At 46.0% G+C, this 24,802-nt stretch carries 17 protein-coding genes; 5 read left to right on the top strand and 12 right to left on the bottom strand.

Annotated features, from left to right (window positions below):
- Positions 1–67: 67 nt before the first annotated feature.
- The 4 genes from katG to prfB form a co-directional block, all read right to left on the bottom strand.
- A complete protein-coding gene (katG, locus tag HUB64_RS15380; RefSeq protein WP_173497339.1) occupies positions 68–2,233 on the bottom strand; it encodes a catalase/peroxidase HPI in 2,166 nt (721 codons plus the stop codon).
- Between the two features lie 310 nt (positions 2,234–2,543).
- Positions 2,544–4,016 (bottom strand): carbon starvation protein A, encoded by a 1,473-nt coding sequence (locus HUB64_RS15375; protein WP_173497338.1) that lies wholly within the window; start codon positions 4,014–4,016, stop codon positions 2,544–2,546.
- A 692-nt stretch (positions 4,017–4,708) separates the two neighbouring features.
- Positions 4,709–6,211 (bottom strand): lysine--tRNA ligase, encoded by a 1,503-nt coding sequence (gene lysS, locus HUB64_RS15370; protein WP_006080389.1) that lies wholly within the window; start codon positions 6,209–6,211, stop codon positions 4,709–4,711.
- Between the two features lie 28 nt (positions 6,212–6,239).
- A protein-coding gene (prfB, locus tag HUB64_RS15365) for a peptide chain release factor 2 (protein ID WP_168824900.1) occupies positions 6,240–7,338 on the bottom strand; the annotation gives its coding sequence in 2 pieces (ribosomal slippage) (positions 6,240–7,262 and positions 7,264–7,338; 1,098 coding nt in all).
- Between the two features lie 537 nt (positions 7,339–7,875).
- Between prfB and fdhF the strand changes: the two genes are divergently transcribed.
- Positions 7,876–12,141, top strand: a complete 4,266-nt coding sequence (fdhF, locus tag HUB64_RS15360; protein ID WP_173497337.1) for a formate dehydrogenase subunit alpha — start codon at positions 7,876–7,878, stop codon at positions 12,139–12,141.
- Positions 12,142–12,261: 120 nt separating this feature from the next.
- Here the strand turns inward: fdhF and HUB64_RS15355 are convergent, their stop codons facing one another.
- From HUB64_RS15355 to ohrR, 5 genes are all read right to left on the bottom strand, one after another.
- Complete coding sequence (locus HUB64_RS15355) at positions 12,262–13,926, bottom strand: methyl-accepting chemotaxis protein (protein ID WP_113939838.1); 1,665 nt, start codon at positions 13,924–13,926, stop codon at positions 12,262–12,264.
- 127 nt (positions 13,927–14,053) lie between these two features.
- The gene (gene chrA, locus HUB64_RS15350) at positions 14,054–15,202 is read right to left on the bottom strand and encodes a chromate efflux transporter (protein WP_173497336.1); all 1,149 of its coding nucleotides are present in this window, start codon (positions 15,200–15,202) and stop codon (positions 14,054–14,056) included.
- Between the two features lie 200 nt (positions 15,203–15,402).
- Complete coding sequence (rlmC, locus tag HUB64_RS15345) at positions 15,403–16,575, bottom strand: 23S rRNA (uracil(747)-C(5))-methyltransferase RlmC (RefSeq protein ID WP_173246540.1); 1,173 nt, start codon at positions 16,573–16,575, stop codon at positions 15,403–15,405.
- 109 nt (positions 16,576–16,684) lie between these two features.
- On the bottom strand, positions 16,685–17,860 hold the full coding sequence (locus HUB64_RS15340; RefSeq protein ID WP_173497335.1) for a glycerol-3-phosphate dehydrogenase/oxidase: 1,176 nt from the start codon (positions 17,858–17,860) through the stop codon (positions 16,685–16,687).
- Between the two features lie 137 nt (positions 17,861–17,997).
- Positions 17,998–18,453, bottom strand: a complete 456-nt coding sequence (gene ohrR, locus HUB64_RS15335; RefSeq protein ID WP_251071080.1) for a hydroperoxide resistance transcriptional regulator OhrR — start codon at positions 18,451–18,453, stop codon at positions 17,998–18,000.
- A gap of 181 nt (positions 18,454–18,634) precedes the next feature.
- Between ohrR and HUB64_RS15330 the strand changes: the two genes are divergently transcribed.
- From HUB64_RS15330 to HUB64_RS15320, 3 genes are all read left to right on the top strand, one after another.
- The gene (locus HUB64_RS15330; protein ID WP_173246549.1) at positions 18,635–19,060 is read left to right on the top strand and encodes an organic hydroperoxide resistance protein; all 426 of its coding nucleotides are present in this window, start codon (positions 18,635–18,637) and stop codon (positions 19,058–19,060) included.
- A 275-nt stretch (positions 19,061–19,335) separates the two neighbouring features.
- Entirely contained in the window at positions 19,336–20,769 is a 1,434-nt protein-coding gene (locus HUB64_RS15325) for a cytochrome C biosynthesis protein (RefSeq protein ID WP_173497334.1), read from the top strand.
- Positions 20,770–20,855: 86 nt separating this feature from the next.
- Entirely contained in the window at positions 20,856–21,041 is a 186-nt protein-coding gene (locus HUB64_RS15320; RefSeq protein ID WP_028759392.1) for a hypothetical protein, read from the top strand.
- 83 nt (positions 21,042–21,124) lie between these two features.
- Here HUB64_RS15320 and HUB64_RS15315 read toward each other — a convergent pair whose 3' ends face one another.
- Genes HUB64_RS15315 through HUB64_RS15305 form a run of 3 tightly spaced genes read right to left on the bottom strand, consistent with a single transcriptional unit; the run spans position 21,125 to position 22,431 of the window.
- On the bottom strand, positions 21,125–21,415 hold the full coding sequence (locus HUB64_RS15315) for a hypothetical protein (RefSeq protein ID WP_105250069.1): 291 nt from the start codon (positions 21,413–21,415) through the stop codon (positions 21,125–21,127).
- Between the two features lie 30 nt (positions 21,416–21,445).
- Positions 21,446–22,015 carry a bifunctional 2-polyprenyl-6-hydroxyphenol methylase/3-demethylubiquinol 3-O-methyltransferase UbiG gene (locus HUB64_RS15310; protein ID WP_173246555.1) on the bottom strand — a complete coding sequence of 190 codons (570 nt, stop codon included), beginning with the start codon at positions 22,013–22,015 and terminating at the stop codon, positions 21,446–21,448.
- A gap of 5 nt (positions 22,016–22,020) precedes the next feature.
- Positions 22,021–22,431, bottom strand: coding sequence for a hypothetical protein (locus tag HUB64_RS15305; protein ID WP_105250071.1), 411 nt, complete (start codon positions 22,429–22,431; stop codon positions 22,021–22,023).
- A 498-nt stretch (positions 22,432–22,929) separates the two neighbouring features.
- Here HUB64_RS15305 and fccA point away from each other — a divergent pair, with 498 nt between their 5' ends.
- Positions 22,930–24,723, top strand: a complete 1,794-nt coding sequence (gene fccA, locus HUB64_RS15300) for a fumarate reductase flavoprotein subunit FccA (protein WP_113939829.1) — start codon at positions 22,930–22,932, stop codon at positions 24,721–24,723.
- The last annotated feature ends 79 nt before the right edge of the window (positions 24,724–24,802 follow it).

Raw genomic sequence — 24,802 nt, 5'->3', positions numbered from 1 at the left:
TCCGCATTAACCCCAGCGGCGCCTAAATTGGATCCATATACCACTAAAAAGACTAATAAATATAAGCTCAGCGAAGATCGAATCTATCTAAGTTCATCACCTTAGTCCAAGCGTCGATAAAATCATCGATAAATCGCAGCTGTGCATCACTGCTCGCGTACACTTCTGCGAGTGCACGCAGCTGCGAATTAGAGCCAAAGATCAAATCAACACGACTTGCAGTCCACTTTTGCTGGCCGCTGACGCGATCAATACCCACAAACATATCCTCCGCTTTGGAAGTGGGTTTCCACGTCGTCCCCATATCGAGCAAGTTAACAAAAAAGTCATTGGTCAAAAACTCAGGACGCGCAGTCAAGACACCCGTTTTTGACTGATCAGAGTTAGTATCTAACACCCGCAAACCGCCAATAAGCACTGTCATTTCCGGCGCAGTTAAGGTCAGCAATTGTGCCCTATCAACCAATAACTCCTCCGCCGAAACAGAAAACGGAGTGGGATGATAATTTCTAAAGCCATCTGCGACAGGTTCAAGTACCGCAAAAGATTCCACATCAGTTTGTGCTTGCGTGGCATCCATACGACCCGGCGTAAATGGAATCGTCACTTCAACCCCTGCATTTCTAGCCGCTTGATCAATACCGACACAGCCTGCTAGCACAATCAAGTCAGCAAGGGAGATTTTCTTACCGCTGTTGTTGAACTCAGACTGAATACTCTCAAGCACTTTGAGCACCTTAGCAAGTTGCTCAGGCTGATTCACTGGCCAATCTTTTTGCGGCGCGAGTCGAATTCGCGCACCGTTCGCACCACCGCGCATATCGGAACCCCGATAGGTAGACGCCGAGGCCCAAGCAGTGGCAACGACTTCTGAAATCGTTAATCCAGAGCCAATAATCTTCAGTTTGAGATCAGTAACATCCTGCTCATTAACCAGGGGATGATCAACCGCAGGAATGGGGTCTTGCCAAAGAAACGTTTCTGCAGGCACTTCAGGACCCAAATAGCGTGTGCATGGCCCCATATCTCTGTGTGTCAGCTTGTACCAAGCTTTTGCAAATACATCGGCAAACTCATCGGGATTTTCAAAGAATCGACGTGATATTTTCTCGTAATCAGGATCGAAGATCAGTGCAAGGTCGGTAGTCAACATGGTTGGCACATGACGTTTTGAGGCATCATGCGCATCGGGGATCACCCCTTTACCCGCGCCATTTTTAGGTATCCACTGATGGGCACCCGCTGGGCTCTTAGTCAGTTCCCATTCATATCCGAATAGATTTTCAAAAAAATTGTTACTCCATTGGGTTGGTGTTGAAGTCCAAGTCACTTCGAGGCCACTGGAAATAGTATCGCCACCTTTACCGCTTTTATAGCGACTCTGCCAGCCTAGGCCTTGCTGCTCAATACCTGCGGCTTCTGGCTCAGGTCCGACTAATGCTGCGTCACCTGCACCATGGGTTTTACCAAAAGTATGACCACCAGCAATCAAGGCTACGGTTTCTTCATCATTCATCGCCATGCGGGCAAAGGTTTCGCGGATATCTACAGCGGCAGCGAAAGGATCTGGGTCGCCATTGGGTCCCTCAGGATTAACATAAATCAACCCCATTTGGACTGCGGCGAGGGGATCTTCAAGATCTCGCTCTCCCGAGTAACGCTTATCGTCTAACCATTTATTTTCCGCACCCCAGTAAATATCAGCTTCGGGTTCCCAAATATCGACTCGCCCACCAGCGAAACCTAAGGTTTTGAATCCCATAGATTCCAGCGCGACATTACCCGTGAGGATCATCAAATCGGCCCAAGAGATTTTATTGCCATATTTTTGTTTAATCGGCCAAAGGAGCCGGCGTGCTTTATCGAGGTTTACGTTATCTGGCCAGCTGTTTAACGGTGCGAAACGTTGATTACCACTCCCCGCTCCGCCACGTCCATCACCGGTACGATAGGTGCCGGCACTGTGCCATGCCATACGAATAAATAGCGGCCCATAGTGGCCAAAATCTGCTGGCCACCAGTCCTGTGAATCCGTCATTAATGCGAGGAGATCTTGCTTTACAGCAGCTAAATTGAGGGATTTAAAGGCTTCAGCATAATTGAAGTCATCACCCAAAGGATTAGATAAGGAAGAGTGTTGGTGCAGAATATCGAGCCGGAGCTGTTTAGGCCACCAATCTCGATTCGAGGTGCCACCAGCAGAATGGTGCATAGGACATTTGTTCTCAGACATAACGTGCTCTCCTTCTGTTCGCAAAAAATATTCAAGTAAATAAAATCTAAATGACTTTTGCCGCAAGTTTGTACTGCTTAACGCTCTCTACCACAGACTAATCGTTTCAATAGAGAAATAAAAACCAGTCTAACGACCTTACCTTACCTCTAGATGAAACGCGATGAATCCGCTCATTAAAAAATATTCAGCAAAAATTACCTTTCTAAAATAAGCCATTAAAGGATAGTAGAATGATACCAATCATAAAAAACAAGGGCTGCAAAATGCAGCCCTTGTTTTTTATTGGGTAAAACTATGGGATAACTAACTATTTAGCTTCTGCCACAGGTTTGCGTCTATTGTGCGCAATGATCAGCGCAACTAAACAGATAACTCCGACAGCAATACCCACTGGCTGGCTCAAAGGTTGCGGTAAGCCTAAGCCAATACCCGCAGTCATAATATAAGACACAGTAACGCTGGTGCCGCCAATCGCTGGTAAGCTAACAATCCAATGGAAGGTCCCGCGATCGAACAAGTACTTAGTTGCTAACCACAATACACTGGTTGATAGCAGCATATTTGAGAAAGCAAAGTAACGCCAAATCAAAGAGAAATCGATCTTCGTCATAAAGTACGCAATGGTCAGAATAGGCACTGCAACTAATAAGCGATTACGCATACTTTGCGGAATATGGAAGGCATCGATAATCGTCAAACGCAGCGAACGAAATGCGGTATCGCCAGAGGTGATAGGGAAGATAGCCACGGCCACAATCGCCATAATACCGCCCGCAACACCTAAATACGTAGTTGCCACTTGATTAACTACTAAACCTGGGCCACCTTGGTCGAGCAAACTCTTAAGCTCTACATAACCGCCAGGGAAAGCTGCAATACCCGCCGTTGCCCATACACAAGCAACGATACCTTCAGCAACCATAGCGCCATAATACACAGGGCGAACATACTTCTCATTCGTCAAGCAACGGGCCATGATGGGCGCTTGAGTTGAATGGAAACCGCTAATCGCACCACAGGTAATAGTCACAAATAACAGTGGCCATACTGGTAAGCCGTCTGGATTTGGCTCAAGTAACTCGTTGTTGTAATGACTGTGGTCGAAATAGGCAAACACATCCCCCATTTCAGGTAACTGCGGCGCATTGATCATTAGAGCAACAGCGATAGAAACTGTCATGACTATCATCAACAAACCAAATGCGGGATATAATTTAGTGATGATTTTATCAATCGGCAGCATAGTCGCTAAAAAGTAATAGACTAAAATCACTAACACCCAGAAGGTATTATTGCCAAAGATGGTGTCTTTAAAATAATCGAGATTACTCAGCAAACCTGCGGGGCTCATGATGAAGACCACGCCCACAAAAAACAGCAGCATAGCCGTAAACAGCAACATCACGCCTTTAAAGTAAATATTAAAGTAGTGGCCCGCAATCTCTGGCAGACTCTTACCGTCTTCTTTAATACTGAGCACGCCAGAAAAATAATCATGTACTGCGCCGCCAATAATATTCCCCAGTACAATCCACACTAAGGCTATTGGGCCGTAAAGTGCACCGAGGATCGGGCCAAATATCGGCCCCACACCCGCGACATTGAGGAACTGGATCAGAAACGCTTTAGCCGGATGAACCGGAACGTAATCGACGCCATCTTCGAATCTCGCCTGTGGTGTTATCGCTTTAGGATCTATACCAGCTTGCCGCTCAACAAAGGGACTATAGAACTTGTATGCAAGCACTAAGAGTGCGATACAAATAAAGAAAATTAACATTATTTAATTATCCATACTTTAGTAGGAGGTGATTTAATGGAGAGTTTCATTGAGTTAGCGACTGAGGTCAAGCAACACACTATTAGACTAATGTCGGGTTGATTATCTGAAACAGCCGTACGAGTGGGTATAGATGAACAAACGCGTTTAAAAATAATCCCTATGAAGTATTTATGCACTCAGTAATACAACCAACTATTTTGATGTATCCCAATTGCCTCTTCTTGAACTCTTTGCCCTAGGTATTCCTGCAAACCATCGCTATCGAAAATGAAATGAACACAGACAATATCGCATGTGACTGGCGGCGAGATGCTAGCAGCATAGACGAGTGTTTCGTGACATCCCAATATACAACCCCAAGTTAAAGACACTATCTACACTCACAAACTAAACCCGCAATCTACACTACGATCGATAGCCACAACCTAAAGCTAACGTGCCACTTGATGATGCTCATCTAGCCCATTTTTAGGTTACTAATGGTTCGACTTTATCACTCATTATTTTTAGCTATTTTAGAAAACAAAAAACCAGCCAAATGGCTGGTTTTTTAGGGGGTATTTCATCGTAGCGATGCTCAGGTCATACCTAAATCAATCACTGTAAACTTAACCTATTGAGACTTACTAAAAGTCGAGTGGCTAAACTAATACAACAAAATGTACAACGAAATACCTTGTTCGACTGCATTACGCCTGTGGGCGCATGGCAGGGAACAGGATCACGTCACGGATAGTATGAGTGTTAGTGAACAACATCACTAAACGGTCGATACCAATACCTTGACCTGCCGTGGGTGGCAAACCGTGTTCCAGTGCAGTGATATAGTCTGCATCGTAGAACATAGCTTCATCGTCACCTGCATCTTTGGCGTCAACCTGTGCTTTAAAGCGGTTGTCTTGATCTTCAGCATCGTTCAGCTCGCTAAAGCCGTTAGCCACTTCTCGGCCACCGATGAAGAATTCGAAACGGTCAGTGATGAAATGGTTGTCATCATTACGACGTGCCAATGGTGAAATATCCGCTGGGTAGCCAGTGATGAACGTCGGTTGCATCAATTGCCATTCAGCAGTTTCACCGAAGATTTCTTCAAGCAGCTGACCACAGGTCCAGAACTTCTCAATCTTCATGCCTAAGCTTTTCGCTAAATCGCGCATGAATTCAACATCTTTCACTTGCTCATAGGTCATAGCTTGGATAGTGGCGTTATCAGGATTGTACTTCTGAATCGCTTCTAACATGCTTAAACGTGCGTATGGGCCACCGAAATCGACTGTGTGCTCACCGTAGGGCATTTGCGCACTGCCAAGCAGTTCGATAGCAATCGAGCTGAGCATTTCTTCGGTAAGGTCCATCAGATCTTTGTAGTCAGCATAAGCCATATAGAATTCCATCATAGTGAATTCTGGGTTATGACGTGGCGACAGACCTTCGTTACGGAAGTTACGGTTGATTTCAAACACACGCTCAAAACCACCTACCACTAAACGCTTCAGATATAATTCTGGTGCGATACGCAGGTACATTGGCATGTCTAAGGCGTTGTGATGAGTGATGAAAGGACGGGCCGAAGCACCACCAGGGATCACGTGCATCATAGGGGTTTCAACTTCCATGAACTCTTTTTTGATCATGAAGTTACGAATTGCAGAAACCACTTTAGAACGCATGATGAAGGCATTGCGCGAATCTTCGTTAACGATGAGATCCACGTAACGTTGACGGTAACGCATTTCTTGATCGGCTAGACCATAATAGTCCGCAGGCAATGGACGCAGCGCCTTGGTCAGTAACTCGTACTGTTCCATGTTGACGTATAAGTCGCCTTTACCAGACAAATGCAGCTGACCAGTTACACCTATGATGTCACCGATATCCAGACCTTGAAAACGCTCTTTCAAATCAGCTTGTACGCTTTTTTCAGCGTAAGCTTGAATACGGCCAGACACGTCTTGGATCACTAAGAAAGGACCACGTTTTGCCATGATGCGGCCAGCAATGCTGGTCTTAAAACCTAAGGCTTCGAGTTCTTCTTTAGTGTTTTGACCATACTGTGCTTGCAGTTCAGCCGCTTTATGGGTGCGACGGAAGGTATTTGGATGCGCATTAGCACTACAGTTTGGGCGGATGCTTTCTAGCTTGGCACGGCGCTCGGCGATCAGTTTGTTCTCATCAATTACTTGTTCAGTCATCTTATTTCTCGTCTATACCTTGAATTAATTACAGCCCAGATTTCAAACTGGCTTCGATAAACTTATCCAGATCGCCATCGAGTACCGCTTGAGTATTGCGGGTTTCAACGCCTGTGCGTAAGTCTTTAATGCGGGCATCGTCTAATACATAAGAGCGAATTTGACTGCCCCAGCCGATATCAGACTTAGCGTCTTCTGCGGCCTGTTTGTCGGCATTTTGCTTGAGCATTTCTAACTCAAACAGTTTTGCTTTCAGCTGCTTCATCGCAGCATCTTTATTTTTATGCTGTGAACGGTCGTTCTGGCACTGCACGACGGTATTCGTCGGTAAGTGGGTAATACGAATCGCCGATTCCGTTTTGTTAACGTGCTGACCACCCGCGCCCGATGCGCGATAAGTGTCAATACGCAGATCCGATGGGTTGATATCAATCGTGATATCGTCATCGATTTCTGGATAAACGAACACAGAGCAGAATGACGTATGACGACGACCCGATGAATCGAATGGCGACTTACGTACTAAACGGTGCACGCCAGTCTCAGTGCGTAACCAACCGAACGCATATTCGCCAGTAAACTTAATGGTCGCGCCTTTAATACCGGCCACGTCACCATCGGTCACTTCCATCAACTCAGGGCTAAAGCCATGGGCTTCGCCCCAACGTAGGTACATACGCAGCACCATGTTGGCCCAATCTTGGGCTTCGGTACCACCACTACCAGACTGAATGTCTAAATAACAGTTTGACGCATCTTGCGGGCCGGAGAACATACGACGGAATTCAAGATCGGCAAGGCGGCTTTCGAGATAATCCAGCTCTTTACTGGTTTCATTGAAGGTATCTTCGTCTTCCTCTTCAATAGCCAGCTCGAGTAAGCCTTCAACATCTTCAAGACCTGAGTCCATATCGTCTATGGTTTTGACCACAGCTTCTAGGCTAGCGCGCTCTTTGCCTAAGGCTTGGGCGCGCTCTGGGTCGTTCCACACTTCTGAACTTTCAAGCTCACGGGTAACTTCTTCTAGACGCTCATTTTTGGCATCGTAGTCAAAGATACCCCCTAAGAAGCTCCGTGCGCTCGGCAAGCTCCTTAATTTTGAATTTTACTGGATTAACTTCAAACATGAGTTTTCAACTTTCTTTATTTGGCCGCTTTAATTGATCTTCCACTAAAAGGGGCGGTGATTAACAGTATTTGCAACCGCGCATTTTAACCTAACCAGACTGGTAAACCTAGGGGTGCACTGTTCATTAAATGGGATAACAAGGATTATTTTCCAAGCTAAAAGACCACAGCACTAAAGCCGAGACTAACAAAAAGCAATGAGTTAAGACTGTGATCTTACTTAAATTTAGCCAAGATAGTGCTATGCGCGAGGCCAATGGCTGACACACAAGCGCTCTCCTGCCTAAAAAATCCACATAATATCAAAGGAAACACAACTAAAAAGGCCTGATAACGCCAACCCTATCACGACTAAATCAGAACAAACATTCACCAGCGCACAGTCTGGGCGGGTTTGTGATTCAAGCTGCAATTTTGCAGTAAACTTCACTCGCCCATAAGCGTCTTCTAAAGCTGTCTAGGTATACTCGAAACAACCTAAGCCTGCAGCCCCGCGCTATAGCAGCTAAGCACCCTACATATAAAAAGGCCATGGGATGATAGAACTTCAAATTGATAACCAAGTGTTGTCGGTGAATCCGACCGATAACCTACTGCAAGTGGCGCATGCTGCTGGCATAGCAATACCCAGCTTATGTGATCCCAGCGCAGCCTCGCAGCAATTAGGCGTTCACGAACATGCAGACAAGCAAGCCTGCAATTTATGTGTCGTCCAGATTGAGAATTCCGACGCCAGTTTGCGCTGCGTACGCGCCTGTGAAACGTCCGCCACCGTCGGCATGCGAGTCATAACTCAGTCTGAATTTTTAAGTCAAAAACGCAAACAAGCGCTGACTGAAATCTTGAGTGATCATTTTGCCGATTGCGAAGCCCCCTGCCAACAAGCATGCCCTGCGGGCGTCGATGTGCAGAGTTACCTGTATCACATCGCCCAAGGCAACCATACTGAAGCCGTTAAAGTCATTAAACAAACTTTGCCACTGCCACTCTCCATTGGCCGTGTCTGCCCTGCTTTTTGTGAAGCACAATGTCGCCGCGGACTCGTCGATGAGCCCATTGCCATACGTCAATTAAAACGCCACGCCGCCGATCTCGACTTAGCTGATGGCGAAAATGGGGGCATGAGTTATGTGCCACCACGCCAAGCCGACACGGGCAAAAAAGTCGCCATTATCGGTGCGGGTCCAGCAGGGTTAAGTGCCGGATATTACTTATCAAACCAAGGCCATAGCGTTGAGATATTCGAATCTATGCCACAGGCGGGTGGCTGGCTGCGCTATGGCATTCCTGAATATCGCTTACCTAAGGCGATACTCGATAAAGAAATCGAACTCTTGTGCCATAACGGGTTAACCATCCACACAGAAACACGTCTCGGTCACGAGATACATTTAAATCAATTAGTTGAAGATTTTGATGCCGTCTGTCTCGCCATTGGCGCCCAAAAAGCTGTGCCTATGGATTATCCCGGCAGCACACTCGCGGGTTGCTACTTAGGTGTCGATTACTTAAAAGATCATTGTCTCGAAAAGACTCTTGTTTTAGGTAAGAAAGTCGCCGTCATTGGTGGTGGCAATACCGCTATTGATTGCGCCCGCACAGCAGTGCGTGAAGGTTGCGATGTCACCCTAATTTACCGTCGCACCCGCGCAGAAATGCCAGCCGAAGCTTACGAGGTACATGAGGCCGAAGTCGAAGGGGTGAAGTTTCATTTTTTAACCAATCCGCTTGAAAACCATAGCGATGTGCAAGGTAGAGTACATTCTGTCACCTTCGCTAAGATGGCACTCGGCGAAGCCGATGCCTCTGGCAGACGCGCTCCCGTTGATACTGGTGAAACCTTTACCCAAGATTTTGATACTGTGATAGCCGCAGTATCACAAACTCCCGATATGAGTTTTATGCAAGATCCCGCGAGCCACTTAAGTAATGGTGAACTCGCTCTCAGCCGCTGGAATACCTTTATTGGCTGCGAGCACACTATGTCATCAGGGGTTGAAAAACTCTTCGTGGTGGGGGATGCGCGCCGCGGTCCTGCCACCGCAGTCGCCGCCATAGGCGATGGCCATAAAGCCGCCATCGCCATAGATAAATTACTCAAACAAGGCCTAAGCTGTGAGCTGCATGCCACTGAATTTAATTCATCAAAAGCAGTCGGTAACACAATAAAACAAGGCTTGCCAACTACCGAGCTCTACCCCTCTGTCGCACGTAAAGCCCGTTTAACCATGCCCGAATTGAACGCGGTGCAACGTTTACTCAATTACGGCGAAGTCGAGCTAGGCTTTGCTCCCGATGCCGCCATGCAAGAAGCTGCGCGCTGCCTCGAATGCGCCTGCCAAGCCAATACGGATTGTAAATTAAGGGACTATGCGACCGACTACCATGTCGAACCTAAGTCACTCAGCACCCAAAGCGCGCGTAAGTTTTCGGTCGATAAATCGAGTCCGTTCATTCAATTTGATGCAAACCGCTGTATTAGCTGCGGTAAGTGCGTCGATGTGTGCCAGTTGCAGAGTGGCCATTGTGCGATTCAATTTGCCCATGATTCCTATCAAGCACTGCCGCAAGACATAAGCGAAACCGCCGCGCGCCGCGCACCGAGAGTCGGCTTTAGCGCTAGCATGGCCGATAGCAAATGTGTGCAATGCGGTAACTGTGTGCAGGTTTGCCCAACAGGCGCACTCGTCGATGCGCGGGATAAACGCCAAGGCGATGAAACGCCACTCAAAACCGCCTCAACGATTTGTACCTATTGCGGCGTAGGCTGTCGGCTTGACCTTAAAATCGATACCAGCACGAATCAGATCCGTCATATCGAGGGCAATAAAGAGTCTGTGGTAAACCAAGGCATGTTGTGTGTGAAAGGCCGGTTTGGTTTCGATTTTATTCACAGTGAAAAACGCCTCACCACGCCACTCATTCGTAAAAATGGCCAGCTCACGCCAAGTAGTTGGCCTGAAGCCATCGCCTATGTGGCCGAACATTTACAGCAAATAAAACAGCAACATGGCAGCAATGCACTGGCAAGCTTGGCCTCGGCAAAAGCCACCAATGAAGAAAACTTCCTCCTGCAAAAATTTGTCAGAAGCATACTCGGCACCAATAACATCGACCATTGCGCCCGTCTGTGCCATTCATCCACTGTCACTGGGCTACAGCAAAGTATCGGCAGTGGTGCAATGACCAATGACATTCCAAGCATTCAAGCATCGGATGTGATTTTTATCATAGGCTCAGACACCAGCAGTGCTCACCCGATAATCGCCTCGAAAATTAAGCAAGCCGTGGCTTTGCATGGCGCAAGATTAATGGTGGCCGACCCTAAACGTGTCGCCATTGCCGACAGTGCACAGCTTTATGTCGCCCACAGACCCGGCACAGACGTCATGCTACTCAATGCGATTATGGCGGAAATTATCCGCAACAACTGGCAGAATAAAAGTTATATCGCTGAACGCACCGAAGGCGTGGATGCTCTCTATGCTGAACTCGCAAAAGCAGATTACAGTCTAGAAAACGCGGCCTTGATAACCGGCGTTAAAGCCGAAGATATCGCCCGCATCGCCCGTACCATAGGCACGGCCGATAAAACCGCAATCTACTATGCTATGGGCATTACCCAGCACACGACGGGACACGACAATGTCACCGCCATATCTAATCTACAACTTCTATGCGGCAATATTGGAGTTGAAGGAGCGGGGATTAATCCACTGCGGGGACAAAGTAATGTGCAAGGTGCCTGTGACATGGGCGCACTGCCTAACTTCTTCAGTGGTTACCAAAAAGTCACCGACATTCATGCCAGAATGCGTTTCGAGGCACATTGGCAAACGCCGTTATCGGGAGAAATTGGCGTGACCGCCACCCATATGATGCATGATATTTCCAAAGGGAAAATCAAGGCTTTATATGTGATGGGCGAAAACTCCGTATTAAGCGACCCAGATCAAGCCCATGTGCTTAGGGCGCTTAATGCAATCGACTTTTTAGTGGTGCAGGACATCTTCCTCACCGAAACCGCCGAGCTTGCCGACGTGGTTCTGCCCGCCGCAGCCTTTGTCGAAAAACGCGGTCATTTCACTAATACTGAACGACGAGTGCAGCGACTCGAACAAGCCCTGCTACCGCCAGGTGAAGCCCGGCCCGATTGGCAAATTGTCCAAGCCATTGCCAATGCGATGGGTGCCGCTTGGGATTACCCTAATGAAGAAGCGATTTGGCAGGAAATCAATCAGCTGACACCACAATATCGCGGCATTACTTGGCAGCGATTAAGCACTGGAGTTGACGGTAAAATTCCCCAAGGTATTCAATGGCCTTGCCCAGATGAAGCTCATCCTGGCACTCCCATTATGCACCAAGGGCAATTCACCCGCGGCTTAGGTAAGTTCACGCCAGTGAGTTATCGCTTACCCGCAGAAATGCCCTGCAGTGAGTACCCGCTCACCCTCTCGACCGGACGTTTACTGGAACAGTTCCACACAGGCACCTTAACCCGTAAAACGGCCGGACTCGACTTACTCGGCTCGCCTAAGGTAATGATTTCAGTCTATGACGCCGAGCAACTCGGCATAGGCAATGGCGATAAAATCAAACTCACTACCCGCCGCGGTGAAATTGAAATCGACGCTTTTGTGACGAAAAGAGCCCAAGCTGGCGTGCTATTCCTGCCCTTCCACTTTGTGGAAGCTGCGGCGAATAAACTCACCATCAATGCGCTCGATCCTGTCGCTTTTATCCCTGAATATAAGGTCTGCTCGGTAAGGGTTGAACGGGTTGCCGAGAAAATTGATTAGAATGAACTGACTAGGCTGAATTGACTAAAGTAGATGGATTAAGTGCTCTTCAAAAAGGTAAATAAGCCAAATAAAAACGGGAGACTTTAAGTCTCCCGTTTTTAATCAAGATTGCTGCAATTAAATCTTAAACTGGCCCACTAACTTGCCCAAGTTAATGCCTTCTTCCGAGACTGTCATACTGATCCTAGCGGCATCTTCGCTGGAATGAAGCAGCTCGTTTACAATCTCTTGGATGGCATACACGTTACGGTTAATTTCTTCGGTTACTGAGCTTTGCTCTGTCGCCGCGGCCGCAATTTGGGTACTCATATCATTAATCGCCGTTACCGCTGAAGTGACTGAACCTAAACTATCGGAAATCGTGCGAGAAGAATCCACCGAACGTACACAGCTTTGCTGACTCTCTTCCATGGCTTTCACGGCTTGGGTCACTAGCTTATGCAGTGCCGATAACATCTCGTTGATTTCTAACGTGCTGGCTTGAGTTCGACTGGCTAAATTACGCACCTCGTCGGCGACCACAGCAAATCCACGACCCTGTTCACCAGCACGGGCCGCTTCGATGGCGGCGTTCAATGCCAATAGATTAGTTTGCTCGGCAATACCGCCAATGACAGAAAGCACGCTGTTGATCTTCTGTGATTGCTCGCTGAGTGATTTTATACTGCCTGCCGCATTGTTGATTTGCGACATTAAAGACGCAATCTCCTCAAGCGAAGCATCAACACAGCGCTGAGCATTTGCCACATCACCAGTAGCAGCGTGAGTCGCTTCGGCTACTTGAGTGGTATTCTTAGCCACTTCGTTCGCAGTGGAGGACATCTCAGTGATTGCAGTCACCACCTGATCGGTTTCATTGTTATGACTCACCAACTGGCTCGACATGACTTTAGTTTGATCATGAATCGCATTGGCTGCCGTTTTTACTTTTGCCGTCGCAGTCGCAACATCGCCGATAATATGCTGAAGTTTATCGACAAAGAGGTTAAAGGAGCGCCCAAGTTGGGCAATTTCGTCTTCACCTTTTACGGTAAGTCGCTTGGTTAAATCCCCTTCGCCCTTAGCAATATCATTTAAGTTATCGGCCATATTCTTGATTGGCACGACCATACGGTGGGCGGCAATCATAATGATAAAGCCAGTAATACCCGTAAGGAAAAGCGCTATCAGCAAAATCGCGAAGGATTTTTCTGCCATTTGCTCAGTCACTGTCTCGCGATAATCTTCAACAACAGCTTCAATATCATCGATATATGCCCCAGTACCTAACATCCAGTCAGTACCAGGGATCATCATGGCGTAACTGATTTTTTCAATCTGTTCATTAGTATTAGGTTTTTGATAGTAATAGGAAAAACTACCATCGCCACGTTTAGCGGCATCGAGCAGACCGACGATAATTTTAGTGCCGCGAGGATCTGTCATATCCATTTTATTTTGCCCTTCTAAACTCGGTATTAGGGCATGAAAAATATTTTTCCCTTGAGAGTCATACATGAAGAAATAACCCGCACTGCCAAAACGTATGTCTCTTAGCGCTTGATTCACATTCCCTTGTTCTTTTAACGATAATTGGTAATTCACTATACCAGCGGCAATTTCGGTAGCTTCTTTAATTTGTTGTTTACGTTCACCGACGAGCTTAGATCTAAAGGTAACCACCTCATCGGCAAGCGCATTTTGCTCGACATAATAAGAAACCGACATCAACACCAATAATGCGAGGATCAAAGGAAATAGCGATAGCAATAATAATTTATTGCGCAAACTCAACTTAGACATACTTGAATGCTCCAAAGGATTACAACTTGTATCTTCGGAGTATAGCTAAGATTGTTGTATTTCTATGCGCTTAAAGTAACAAAATCTTAATCTTGCTCAATAAACATTCGATTAATAACGACTCAGTTCAAAGCATATTAAGCAGCACACCACATACACTAAAGCCTAATACCAGTTGTAGCATGGGTGGTTTAAATAACTTTAATGCACCAAAACCGAGCAATACCAAGGCCATATCTTTACCTGAGAATACCGCCTGAGAAAACACGGGTTGATAAAGTGCTGCGGCAAGTAAGCCAACAACACAAGCATTCACTCCCGCTATCGCACCAGCAATTTTTGGTCTTGCGGCAATCGCATGCCAACTTTTCAACCCCACCAGCATGAGTAAAAAACCGGGTAAGAAAATGGCTGCTGTTGCGATGCAAGCCCCCATGAAGGGCTTATCTAACATCACTTCAGCGCCTAAAAAGGTCGCAAAGGTAAACATAGGTCCTGGCACTGCTTGGGCAAAGGCATAACCTGTCAGAAAACGATCGCCACCTATGGTATCGCCCACCGCTGTTTCTAGCAGAGGTAGTACGACATGACCACCACCAAATACTAAGCTCCCTACACGATAAAACTCACCGAAGATCCAAGCTTCAGAGCCTAAATCCACGATAAAAAAACTGCCGATGAGCAACACGAAAAAGAGCAACAAATAGAAGTAATTCAATCGAATCGGTGCCAGCGCTACTGTGTCATCTTGGCTCGCAGTCAATTTATAGATGCCGATAGTGGCGGCGCCAAGTAACAAAAGGATTTGCGTCCACATAGATGGCGCAATCAAAATTGCAGCAGTACTGACTAACATTAATAGGCGTGCGGATTTGCGTTGGCAGAACTGTTTAAACATGGCGAGAACGGCATCGGCAACCACAACGACGGCCATTAATTTAAGCCCGTAAATCATCCCTTGAACATAATGATTAGCGAGCCAAGCCGACGTTGTTACTGCCAGTAAGTACATCAAAATAAAGGAAGGTAGTGTAAAACCGGCAAAAGCAGCAAGCGCGCCAACAAACCCGCCTCTTTGATAACCAATGGCAAAGCCCACTTGGCTCGACCCTGGCCCCGGCATAAATTGGCTTAAGGCAACCAGACTGGCGTAACGCTTATCATCGAGCCAACCGAGTTCATTTACGAAGGTCTGGCGAAAATAACCAATGTGCGCCGCAGGCCCGCCAAAACTCATCAAGCCCAAGGTAAAAAAGCGTAGGAAAATCTGTAGCATAAATCGCCGTCCATCAATGCATAAAGTGCTGAAGATTATGCCACTAAAAAGACACTTTGATGAAGTTTCACGCGAGCAGCGCAGATAAAAGTATTGCAAAGACTCCACATGGTAGAGTCCTTATGATTGTTTGAGCGGACTTCAAGAGTCGTAAAGCGATTGAACACAAATGCTTAGTGATAAATTGATGAGCTAAAAAATTAATCCTTCACCAACATGACTAGTACTTCGAAGTGATCCGTGTGGGGGAATAAATCAAATAGCTGCACTTTGGTTAAGTGATAGCCTTGAATATGTTCGAGATCTTTCGCTAAGGTTTGCGGATTACAGCTTGAATAGAGAATGGCCTTAGGGGAAAACTCGCTTAATGACTGGCATAGCGCCTCGCCAATACCGCGCCTCGGCGGATTAACTATGATCAAATCCGGCTTATCAGCAGCGCTTTTACCCTTAGCAAAGTCGGTGGAATCGAGCGCCATAAATTGCACGTTTTCGAGCCCCATCATTTGCGCTGACATTTGCGCGCAGGCAATCGCTTCAGCTTCAATTTCAATCCCTGTGAGGGTAATGTCTTTGGATGCACAGTGCAGTCCGAAACCGCCTACACCACAGAAGAGATCCCATAACGAATGAGGTGAAAACTCGGCAACCCATTCACGGGCCGTTTGATATAACTGCGCCGCAACGTGTGGATTGGTTTGGAAAAAGCTCTTAGGCCGAATAAACAAAGGCACATGATTAAAACGTTCTTCAAGCCTAGTATTCTCAGTTAAGAAAATCTCTTCATCACCCTCAAGTATTGCCATATGAACCGGTTGGATATTGACTGACACCACTTTTATTTGCGGATATTCAGCTAATAATGCAGGTAATTCACGTTCGATACGTTCGATACTATTGGTGGACCGCAGTACAAACCGCAGTAGATATTCACCACGCACTTGACTGCGGGTCAGCAGAATAAATTTAAGTTCACCCTTGGCTCTATCTACCCGATAAGGAGGAAGTCCAGCCTGCTGCACAAAGCGTGTTAAGCGATGTAATAAATCTTGCATATCAGATGGATATAAAAGGCAGTCGCAAAGATCTACCGCCTCGCCACTTGGGCCCACAATCCCCAACACAGGCGCATGGGCGGCGCCTAAGGCCACCATTTTAGCTTTATTACGAAAGCCGCTGTCCTCGCCAATTACCGGCGGCTGAAAAATATCGGGCAAATTAGCTGGGATAAAAGGCGCGAGTAGTTGCTGTAAAGTTTGAGTCTTAACCGCCACTTGCTGCACCATAGGCTGTTGTATATGCCGGCAAGAAAGGCACTGACCTTGGTTAAAATAACCACATTGCTTGACGGTATTTACAATAGCAGCATTCACGGCAGATCCTAGATATCAGTAAAAAAGCGCCACACTGTAGCGGTTTTACAGGTAAAAATCACCTTGAAGCATATTCAAATCAGCATCAAGTGCATAATTCACGGCGCACTCAAGATAGGGTGAGTTTATCAACATCAGCAATAGACTGCCGCTTACCTATGGCCTTTTCAATCCATTCAAGCACTTCGGCTGAGGTACTGCGAAACGTCGTTAACTTACCGCCATATAAACTGAGTATTCGCGAATGGGAAATCGATGTTTGCATTAAGGTATCTCGCGGTCGCTCAAAGGCTTGGCTATTTTGCTTAGGCAAGACCCGAATACCACAGAAAGTTTTGGTTATTAGCGCCTTGAGCTCATCAATATCCGGCGTTAGTGGGAAATAATGTTTGTAGATCCCCAGCAGATAATTAATTTCAGATTCGGTCGCCTCAGGCGGCTTATCTAAAGAAGTTAATTCAGTTTCTGTGGTGCCGACTAAGGTTTGACCATACCAAGGCATCACAAATATTACCCGTTTATCGAAGCATGACTCTAAGTACAAGATGCCATCGGGCGCAGGAATATCCAGTAACACATGGGCGCCTTGTACCCAATCGAGTTCAACACCCGCAAGTGGGGGCAAGACTTTGCTTAAAACAGCATTTACCCAAGGACCTGCAGCATTAATCACAAGCTTCGCTTCGGCTTTATGGATTTCGCCCCTGTGGCTAAAACTCAGCTCACAGGTCTCGCGCTTGTGTTCCAGCTCAAGAAATTCAGCCTCGGCATACACTTCAGCGCCCAGTGCCTGCGCGCTGCGCGCCACCGCTTGAGTGAGCAATTTATCGTCGGTCTGCGCATCCCAGTACTGAAATACGGCTTTTAATCCAGAGAGTTTTAATCCCTTGAAACGATGCCAATGCACGGCAGGCACTGACACAAATTGGCCTAAAGGATCAAATTCACTCAGCAGTGCATACATACTCAGTCCAGCGCGAATGGTCCAAGGACTGCGCTGACCGTTGTCGTACACGGGAATATAAAAGGGCACAGCTTTCACAAGTGATGGCGCAAGATTGAGTAAATGTCGCCTTTCAAGCAATGATTTGCGAACTAAATTAATTTGTCCGGTTTCTAAATAGCGTAAACCACCGTGGATAAGCTTGCTGGAATTCGCTGAGGTTTGGCCGCCAATTTCGCCCTTTTCAATCAGCAAGGTGGAATAGCCCGCTGCTGCTGCATATTGGGCAATGCCGACACCGCTGATCCCACCGCCAATAATGGCTACATCGAAACAGGCCATAACTTACTCTCGCTAACCTTCAATAGACAACTGACCCGCTGAGCCTCAAGCATACAACCCATTACACTCAGTCGAACCGCTAATAAGCGTTAATATGTCAATAAGTTAATCTTAGATCAAATCTCGACGATAAGAGTTTAATCAATACTGGCATGCAATTGCTTAAGTGCTTGATCGCACATGGCCTTTAAGGCTTTTAGTTCGCTCGCCTCGCCGCCGACTTTACAACGCATCAAATGAGGAATTTCACTTGCCTGTGTTTTGAGGGAAAGTCCTGTAGGCGTTAAGGCCAGCACTCTCACGCGTTCATCCTGCTCGCTACGACCACGAGTCACTAATCCTTTAGATTCTAGCCGCTTCAGCAATGGCGTTAACGTGCCTGAATCGAGGAAAAGTTTATCGCCTAAGGTTTTGACACTAATCCCCTGCTCTTCCCATAGCACTAGCATGACTAAGTACTGCGGATAGGTTAGATCTAATTTGTCCAACAAAGGGCGATAGGCACGCACCATAGCATTTGCAGCACTATAAAGTGAGAAGCACACTTGATTCTCAAGACATAAGGCATTCTCTGTGCTGGCATTTTCGGCCATATCAACAGGATTAATACGGGTATTGGGTTGAAGCGTTGCCATAGGAAGATCCGACAAATTAAATATATTGTGCACAATATACTTGCATTCACACCAAAGATCGAATTATAGTTTACCACAATTGAATTGTGCGCAATTTAAATTATTTTACTTAATCCTTAACCTCAGAAGGTCTGATACTATGAAAACACTTTATGAAACACGTGCCACAGCAAAAGCGGGTCGTCAAGGTCAAGTCAGCACTGATGATGGTTTACTGGATGTCGCTTTAGCCTATCCAAAAGCCATGGGCGGTAGCGGTCTCGCCACGAATCCCGAACAACTGTTTGCCGCAGGTTATGCCGCCTGTTTCTCAAACGCCGTTTTGCACGTCGCAAAAATCGGCAAAGTGGATATTACCGAAGCGCCAGTCAGTGCGGTTGTTGGCATAAGTGCCAATGACGCCGGTGGTTTTGCATTAGCGGTTGCCTTAGAAGTCAGCTTAGATTTACCGCAAGAAGCCGCAGAAGCCCTCGTGCGTCATGCACATCAAGTTTGTCCATACTCGAACGCCACGCGCAATAATATCGACGTGAAACTTAGCGTAAATGGCGTAACGCTAGGCTAACCATAACCCATCATCGACACCTGTTGATAACGTCAGAAATAGAGCACCCTCGGGTGCTTTATTCTTTATTAGCCAATAACGACTCAAGCTGAGAGTGAGTGTGCATCACCCCATTTCACAGGGAGATAAACTGGTTTCAGTTCCCAAAAAATTATTATTCGCGAGTTAACTAACACTTCTTAATATCTAATTTAATCAAAATGATTGATTTAAGTAGAGTAAGAGATAATCGAACCGTTTGACGATACTTAAACCCACTCTCTGTGGGAGGCGCTATGACAAAATATCTATCGAAATTATCTCTCTTTTGCTCGCTATTATTCCTCTTTGCCTTTTCTATCCCGAGCTGGGCCGAGACAACACCCTCAAGCTCAGCGGATCGAACCTGGCATTATGTGAATGATCAGGGTGAGCTCAAAATTAAGCTGTATTTCTTTTGGTCAAAAACCTGTCCGCACTGTGCAGAGGCCCATCCCTTCATTGATTCATTACCGCAAAAATACCCTTGGATAGAACTCGAATCCCATAGGGTGTCAGATCCCGGCGTGCAGGATATTTGGCAAAATATCGCCTCCAAAACCAGTACAGAAGCACGCTCAGTGCCCTATATGGCAAGTTGTGAAAAAGCCATTGTGGGATATTCAAGTGAAGCGGTAACGGGTGAATTTTTAGTCAATCGACTGAAGAATTGTTATTTATCCCTTGGCGGTAAACTGAGCGACGCTGACCTCCCCACCAAAGGAGCCACCAGCACAACCACAAGCGCTCAAACAGATGCACCGCTCTTTGGCACTTGTGGCACAGATACTGGCGAAGGTACCTGTGATGCCACCAGCTTAAGCGAGCCCGTTGCAGAGCCAGAAGTTCAACCCGTTGAATTACCTTTAGTGGGAGTAGTGACACCTGAGACTATGTCTCTGCCGTTACTCACCTTAGTGCTCGCAGGTGTCGATGCTTTTAACCCTTGTGCCTTCTTTGTGTTGCTATTTTTACTGTCGATAATGGTTAATGCCAAGAGTCGCAGCCGCATGTTACTCGTCGGCGGGATTTTCGTATTCTTCTCCGGCTTTATCTATTTCCTGTTTATGACGGCATGGCTAAACATCTTCCAACTGCTGGGGGCAGGCAGTGATGGCGGTATGATCATTTTAGCAGCGGGTTGTTTAGCTTTGATCGCAGGAGTCATCAATATCAAAGATTACTTCTTTACTAAGGGAGAAGTGACACTATCGATGTCGGCAGAAAATCGTACGAGTCTAATAAAACGCATGGGGAAACTATCCAATTCCAGTAACTTAGGCGCGTTACTCATAGGTTCTACCGTATTAGCTATCCTCGCCAACGCCTATGAATTACTTTGCACCGCAGGCTTCCCAATGATCTACACCAGTGTGCTATCTATGCACAATCTGCCAGACATTGAACGCTATATGTATTTGGTTTTATACAATATTGTTTATGTGATCCCGCTGGCTATTATTGTTATCGTTTTCAGTGCGACCTTAGGCAAACGTAAGTTGACCGAAAAAGAAGGCCAAACCCTGAAACTTATGTCAGGCGTGATGATGTTAGGTATGGGTATCGCACTGGTTATTGACCCAACAGCACTGCAAAATGTGAGCCTGGCACTCGGATTGATTTTAGGCTCGCTAGGCGTTACAGCAATAATTGTTATCGGCCGCAAACTGCTCACGGCCAAGGCAAAATAATTGCAAATTGGCAAATTCATGTGTAACGACTAAAGTTAACCGTGGGTTTGCCGATAAAGGGATCCAGCTTACAATCGAGGTTAGTTATGTCAATTTCACTGAATACCCAAGCTATCGCACCAAATCTAGAAAATGGTGCAATTGGCGTTAAGGTTGCTCAGTTAGCCAAAGAGCAGCAAAAAGCCGAAGGTAAAATCGCGGTAGATTTAATTGCAGCTGCGGCGCCAAAACCCGTAGGCAATGCAGGCCACAACATCAACACCACGGCCTAATTGTTAGCAATACAAAATCAAAAAAAGCGCTCTGATTATCAGGGCGCTTTTTTTTGTTATTTTCTCTAAAACGTCAGGCGAATTTAAGAAAAAGCGTTACCATTCACGTGCATAATAGTAAATGTCCACACCACAAATGCCAGTGGGATATGCACTAAGGCATAGAAACACTGATCGAGTCGCCCCATTCCTTTTGCTAACAAAATCAAATATAAGTGTAATCCAATCACCAAGGGAAATAGCGCTAACAACGGATAGAGTGCGACAGGATTTGCATCGGAAAATAAGCTGTGACTGAATAAAGCCCACGCCACCATAAAGGCGGTCGTCAACGGCGGCGTTGCAATGCGATATTGCTCTGGATAGGGAAACATCCTACGACCTCTGAGTCTCAATCAATAAATTTACGTTGTAGGTTTTCGCGCAATCAACTGGGCTTTATAACTGCTTTGAGTGGACTGCGGATCACATAATCGACCTTCAAAGTAATGTAAAGATTGCCAGTTAGCAAACACTGATTTGAGTTCATTTTCAGTAAGTAAGAAATCTGGGTTGCGTGGCCGACCTATCTGCGCCTGTTGCGTTGTAAAGGTTTCATAGACAATAAGGCCTGTGCTCTTAACCGCCTTAGCAATTTGTGGCAGTAATGGGCGATGCAGATAATTAAATACTAAGACAATATCGTACTCTTCAACCAGCAATAATGGTCCTACCTCAGCTTCTAAATCCCTTTGTAATTTGTAAGCATTAGCCTGATCAATGTGTGACATGGCTGACAAATCTCGATCGATAAAAGTCACTTCAGCCCCTCGCGCTAAAAACCACAAACCATTACGCCCAGAACCGCAAGCGAGATCGAGCACCTTAAGTCCATCAAAACAACTCAAGGCTAAGTTAGACACAAATGGATTAGGCCAAGCGAACTCTGTGATTAACGCAGCAGGCGTTAAAGTTGACGTATGGGTTACAGACATATCAATTAGCCCTTAATTTCTTTTTTCGAGTCAATTTGCCGACGATGCACAATAGAATAATGCCTGAGCCCTGCAGGACCATGGGACACGATAACTGACAAAAAAAGTATCACGATTAACAGCTCAGGTTTGTAATGAGCCAGCGGCACAAACAGGCCAAGCAAGCCTATTTTTACTAAAGTTAACACTCCCTTAAGCTGGATCAGCCAGCGCCAATCCCGTGCGATTTCCCACAACATTAATATGCTGCCCGTCGTCATCGCGAGATACCAATAACTCAACCATTGCACTTTATTTACATCTAATAAAATGCCACCACCGACACCTACTATCCCTAAAATATGTAATGCCCTTAAACTGGTTTTACTCAAACGTTGAAACCAAAAACGTTTTTCAGATATGCCTTGTTTGTGCATTACAACCCCTTAAGAATCAATTGCGTAACATTTAATTAAAATGATAATATAATTTTATACAATAAAGGCTTTTGAAATAACATTATTTATAGAAGACATAAAAATAAATAAGCCATCACCTCAATATACAAGATTAAATTATAATATCTATAAAATACAAATAGATAAAACACGCTACCAAAACCATAATTCATACCATTTTTATTTTATAAAGTTAAAATCAATCCATTCAATATGTTAACTAACGCATGTTATACCGTATTGAAGCAGTGATTAGTCTCAACTTCATTAATATTTCCCATCCGATTGCACATTTTAAATATGTTATTTTCGCTGTAACAAAGGTTATGTGATCTGAGCACACATATACCTCTTTAGATAGTGCTAAATTTGCAAATGGAGAATGCTCTAACAGTGCGTGAGCTGCGTAAAAAATAAATATCACGCCACGATGAATAACCCTTATTAAGTAGATGAATGTACGGCGGAGGAACTATCATGTTCACAAGAAAGATTCAAAAAACAGCACTAGCCATGCTGATCTCTGGCGCTATGGCAGGTACTGCCTATGCAGCACCAGAAGTGCTAGCCGATTTTCACGGTGAAATGGGTAGCTGCGACAGCTGCCACGTATCAGACAAAGGTGGCGTCACCAACGACAACCTTACCCATGAAAATGCTCAGTGTGTTAGCTGCCACGGTGATTTAAAAGAACTGGCCGCCGCTGCACCTAAAGATAAAGTATCACCCCATAAATCTCACCTAATTGGCGAAATTGCTTGTACTAGCTGCCATAAAGGTCATGAAAAATCAGTCACCTATTGCGATGCTTGTCACAGCTTCGGCTTCGATATGCCTTACGGTGGCAAGTGGGAACGTAAGTTTGTGCCTGTTGATGCAGACAAAGCTGCTCAAGATAAAGCCATTGCCGCTGGCGCAAAAGAAACCACTGATGTCGTGATCATAGGTTCAGGTGGTGCAGGTCTTGCTGCAGCCGTTTCAGCCCGTGATGCAGGCGCTAAAGTTATCCTGCTTGAAAAAGAACCTATCCCAGGCGGAAACACTAAACTTGCTGCTGGCGGTATGAACGCTGCAGAAACTAAGCCACAGGCTAAACTAGGTATCGCAGACAAGAAACAAATCATGATCGACGACACAATGAAAGGTGGTCGCAATATTAACGATCCTGAATTAGTCAAAACCTTAGCCAACAACTCATCAGACTCTATCGATTGGTTAACCTCTATGGGTGCCGATATGACTGACGTAGGTCGTATGGGTGGCGCAAGTGTTAACCGTAGTCACCGTCCAACAGGCGGCGCAGGCGTGGGTGCACACGTAGCACAAGTTCTATGGGACAATGCAGTGAAACGTGGTACTGACATCCGCTTAAACAGCCGTGTAGTACGTATTCTTGAAGATGCGAGCGGTAAAATTACCGGCGTATTGGTGAAGGGTGAATACACAGGTTATTACGTTGTCAAAGCTGACGCTGTCGTTATCGCAGCGGGTGGTTTTGCGAAAAATAACGATCGTGTAGCTAAGTACGATCCTAAGTTAAAAGGCTTTAAAGCGACTAACCACCCAGGTGCTACAGGTGATGGCTTAGACGTGGCATTGCAAGCGGGTGCTGCAACTCGTGACTTAGAATTTATTCAAGCTCACCCAACTTATTCACCTGCTGGTGGTGTAATGATCACCGAAGCGGTACGTGGTAACGGTGCGATCGTGGTTAACCGTGAAGGTAACCGCTTTATGAACGAAATCACCACCCGTGACAAAGCGTCTGCCGCGATTCTGCAACAAAAAGGCGAAAGTGCTTATTTGGTATTCGATGACTCTATCCGTAAGAGCTTAAAAGCTATCGAAGGCTATGTGCACCTGAACATTGTTAAAGAAGGCAAAACAATTGAAGATCTGGCTAAACAGTTAGATATTCCAGCAGCCGAACTCGCTAAAACAGTGAAAGCTTATAATGGCTTTGTTAAATCAGGTAAAGATGCTCAATTTGAACGTCCTGATTTACCACGTGAATTAGTTGTTGCACCTTTCTACGCTCTCGAAATCGCGCCAGCAGTTCACCACACTATGGGTGGTGTTGTGATCGATACTAAAGCCGAAGTGAAGAGTGAAAAAACGGGCAAGCCTATTGATGGTTTATATGCAGCAGGTGAAGTCACAGGTGGCGTTCACGGTGCTAACCGCTTAGGTGGTAATGCTATTTCCGATATCGTTACTTATGGCCGTATCGCGGGTGCATCTGCAGCTAAATACGCTAAAGACAAAAAGTAAAATGCAATAACGGAGGGTTAAAGGACTAACCCTCAGCTCATAATAGTACGACTTTCAATATGAGAGCCCTAGCTTGAAC

The organism is Shewanella sp. ISTPL2, assembly GCF_013283205.1.
In the GTDB taxonomy this organism is placed as follows: domain Bacteria; phylum Pseudomonadota; class Gammaproteobacteria; order Enterobacterales; family Shewanellaceae; genus Shewanella; species Shewanella oncorhynchi.
This window is presented reverse-complemented; position numbering and strand designations above follow the sequence as displayed.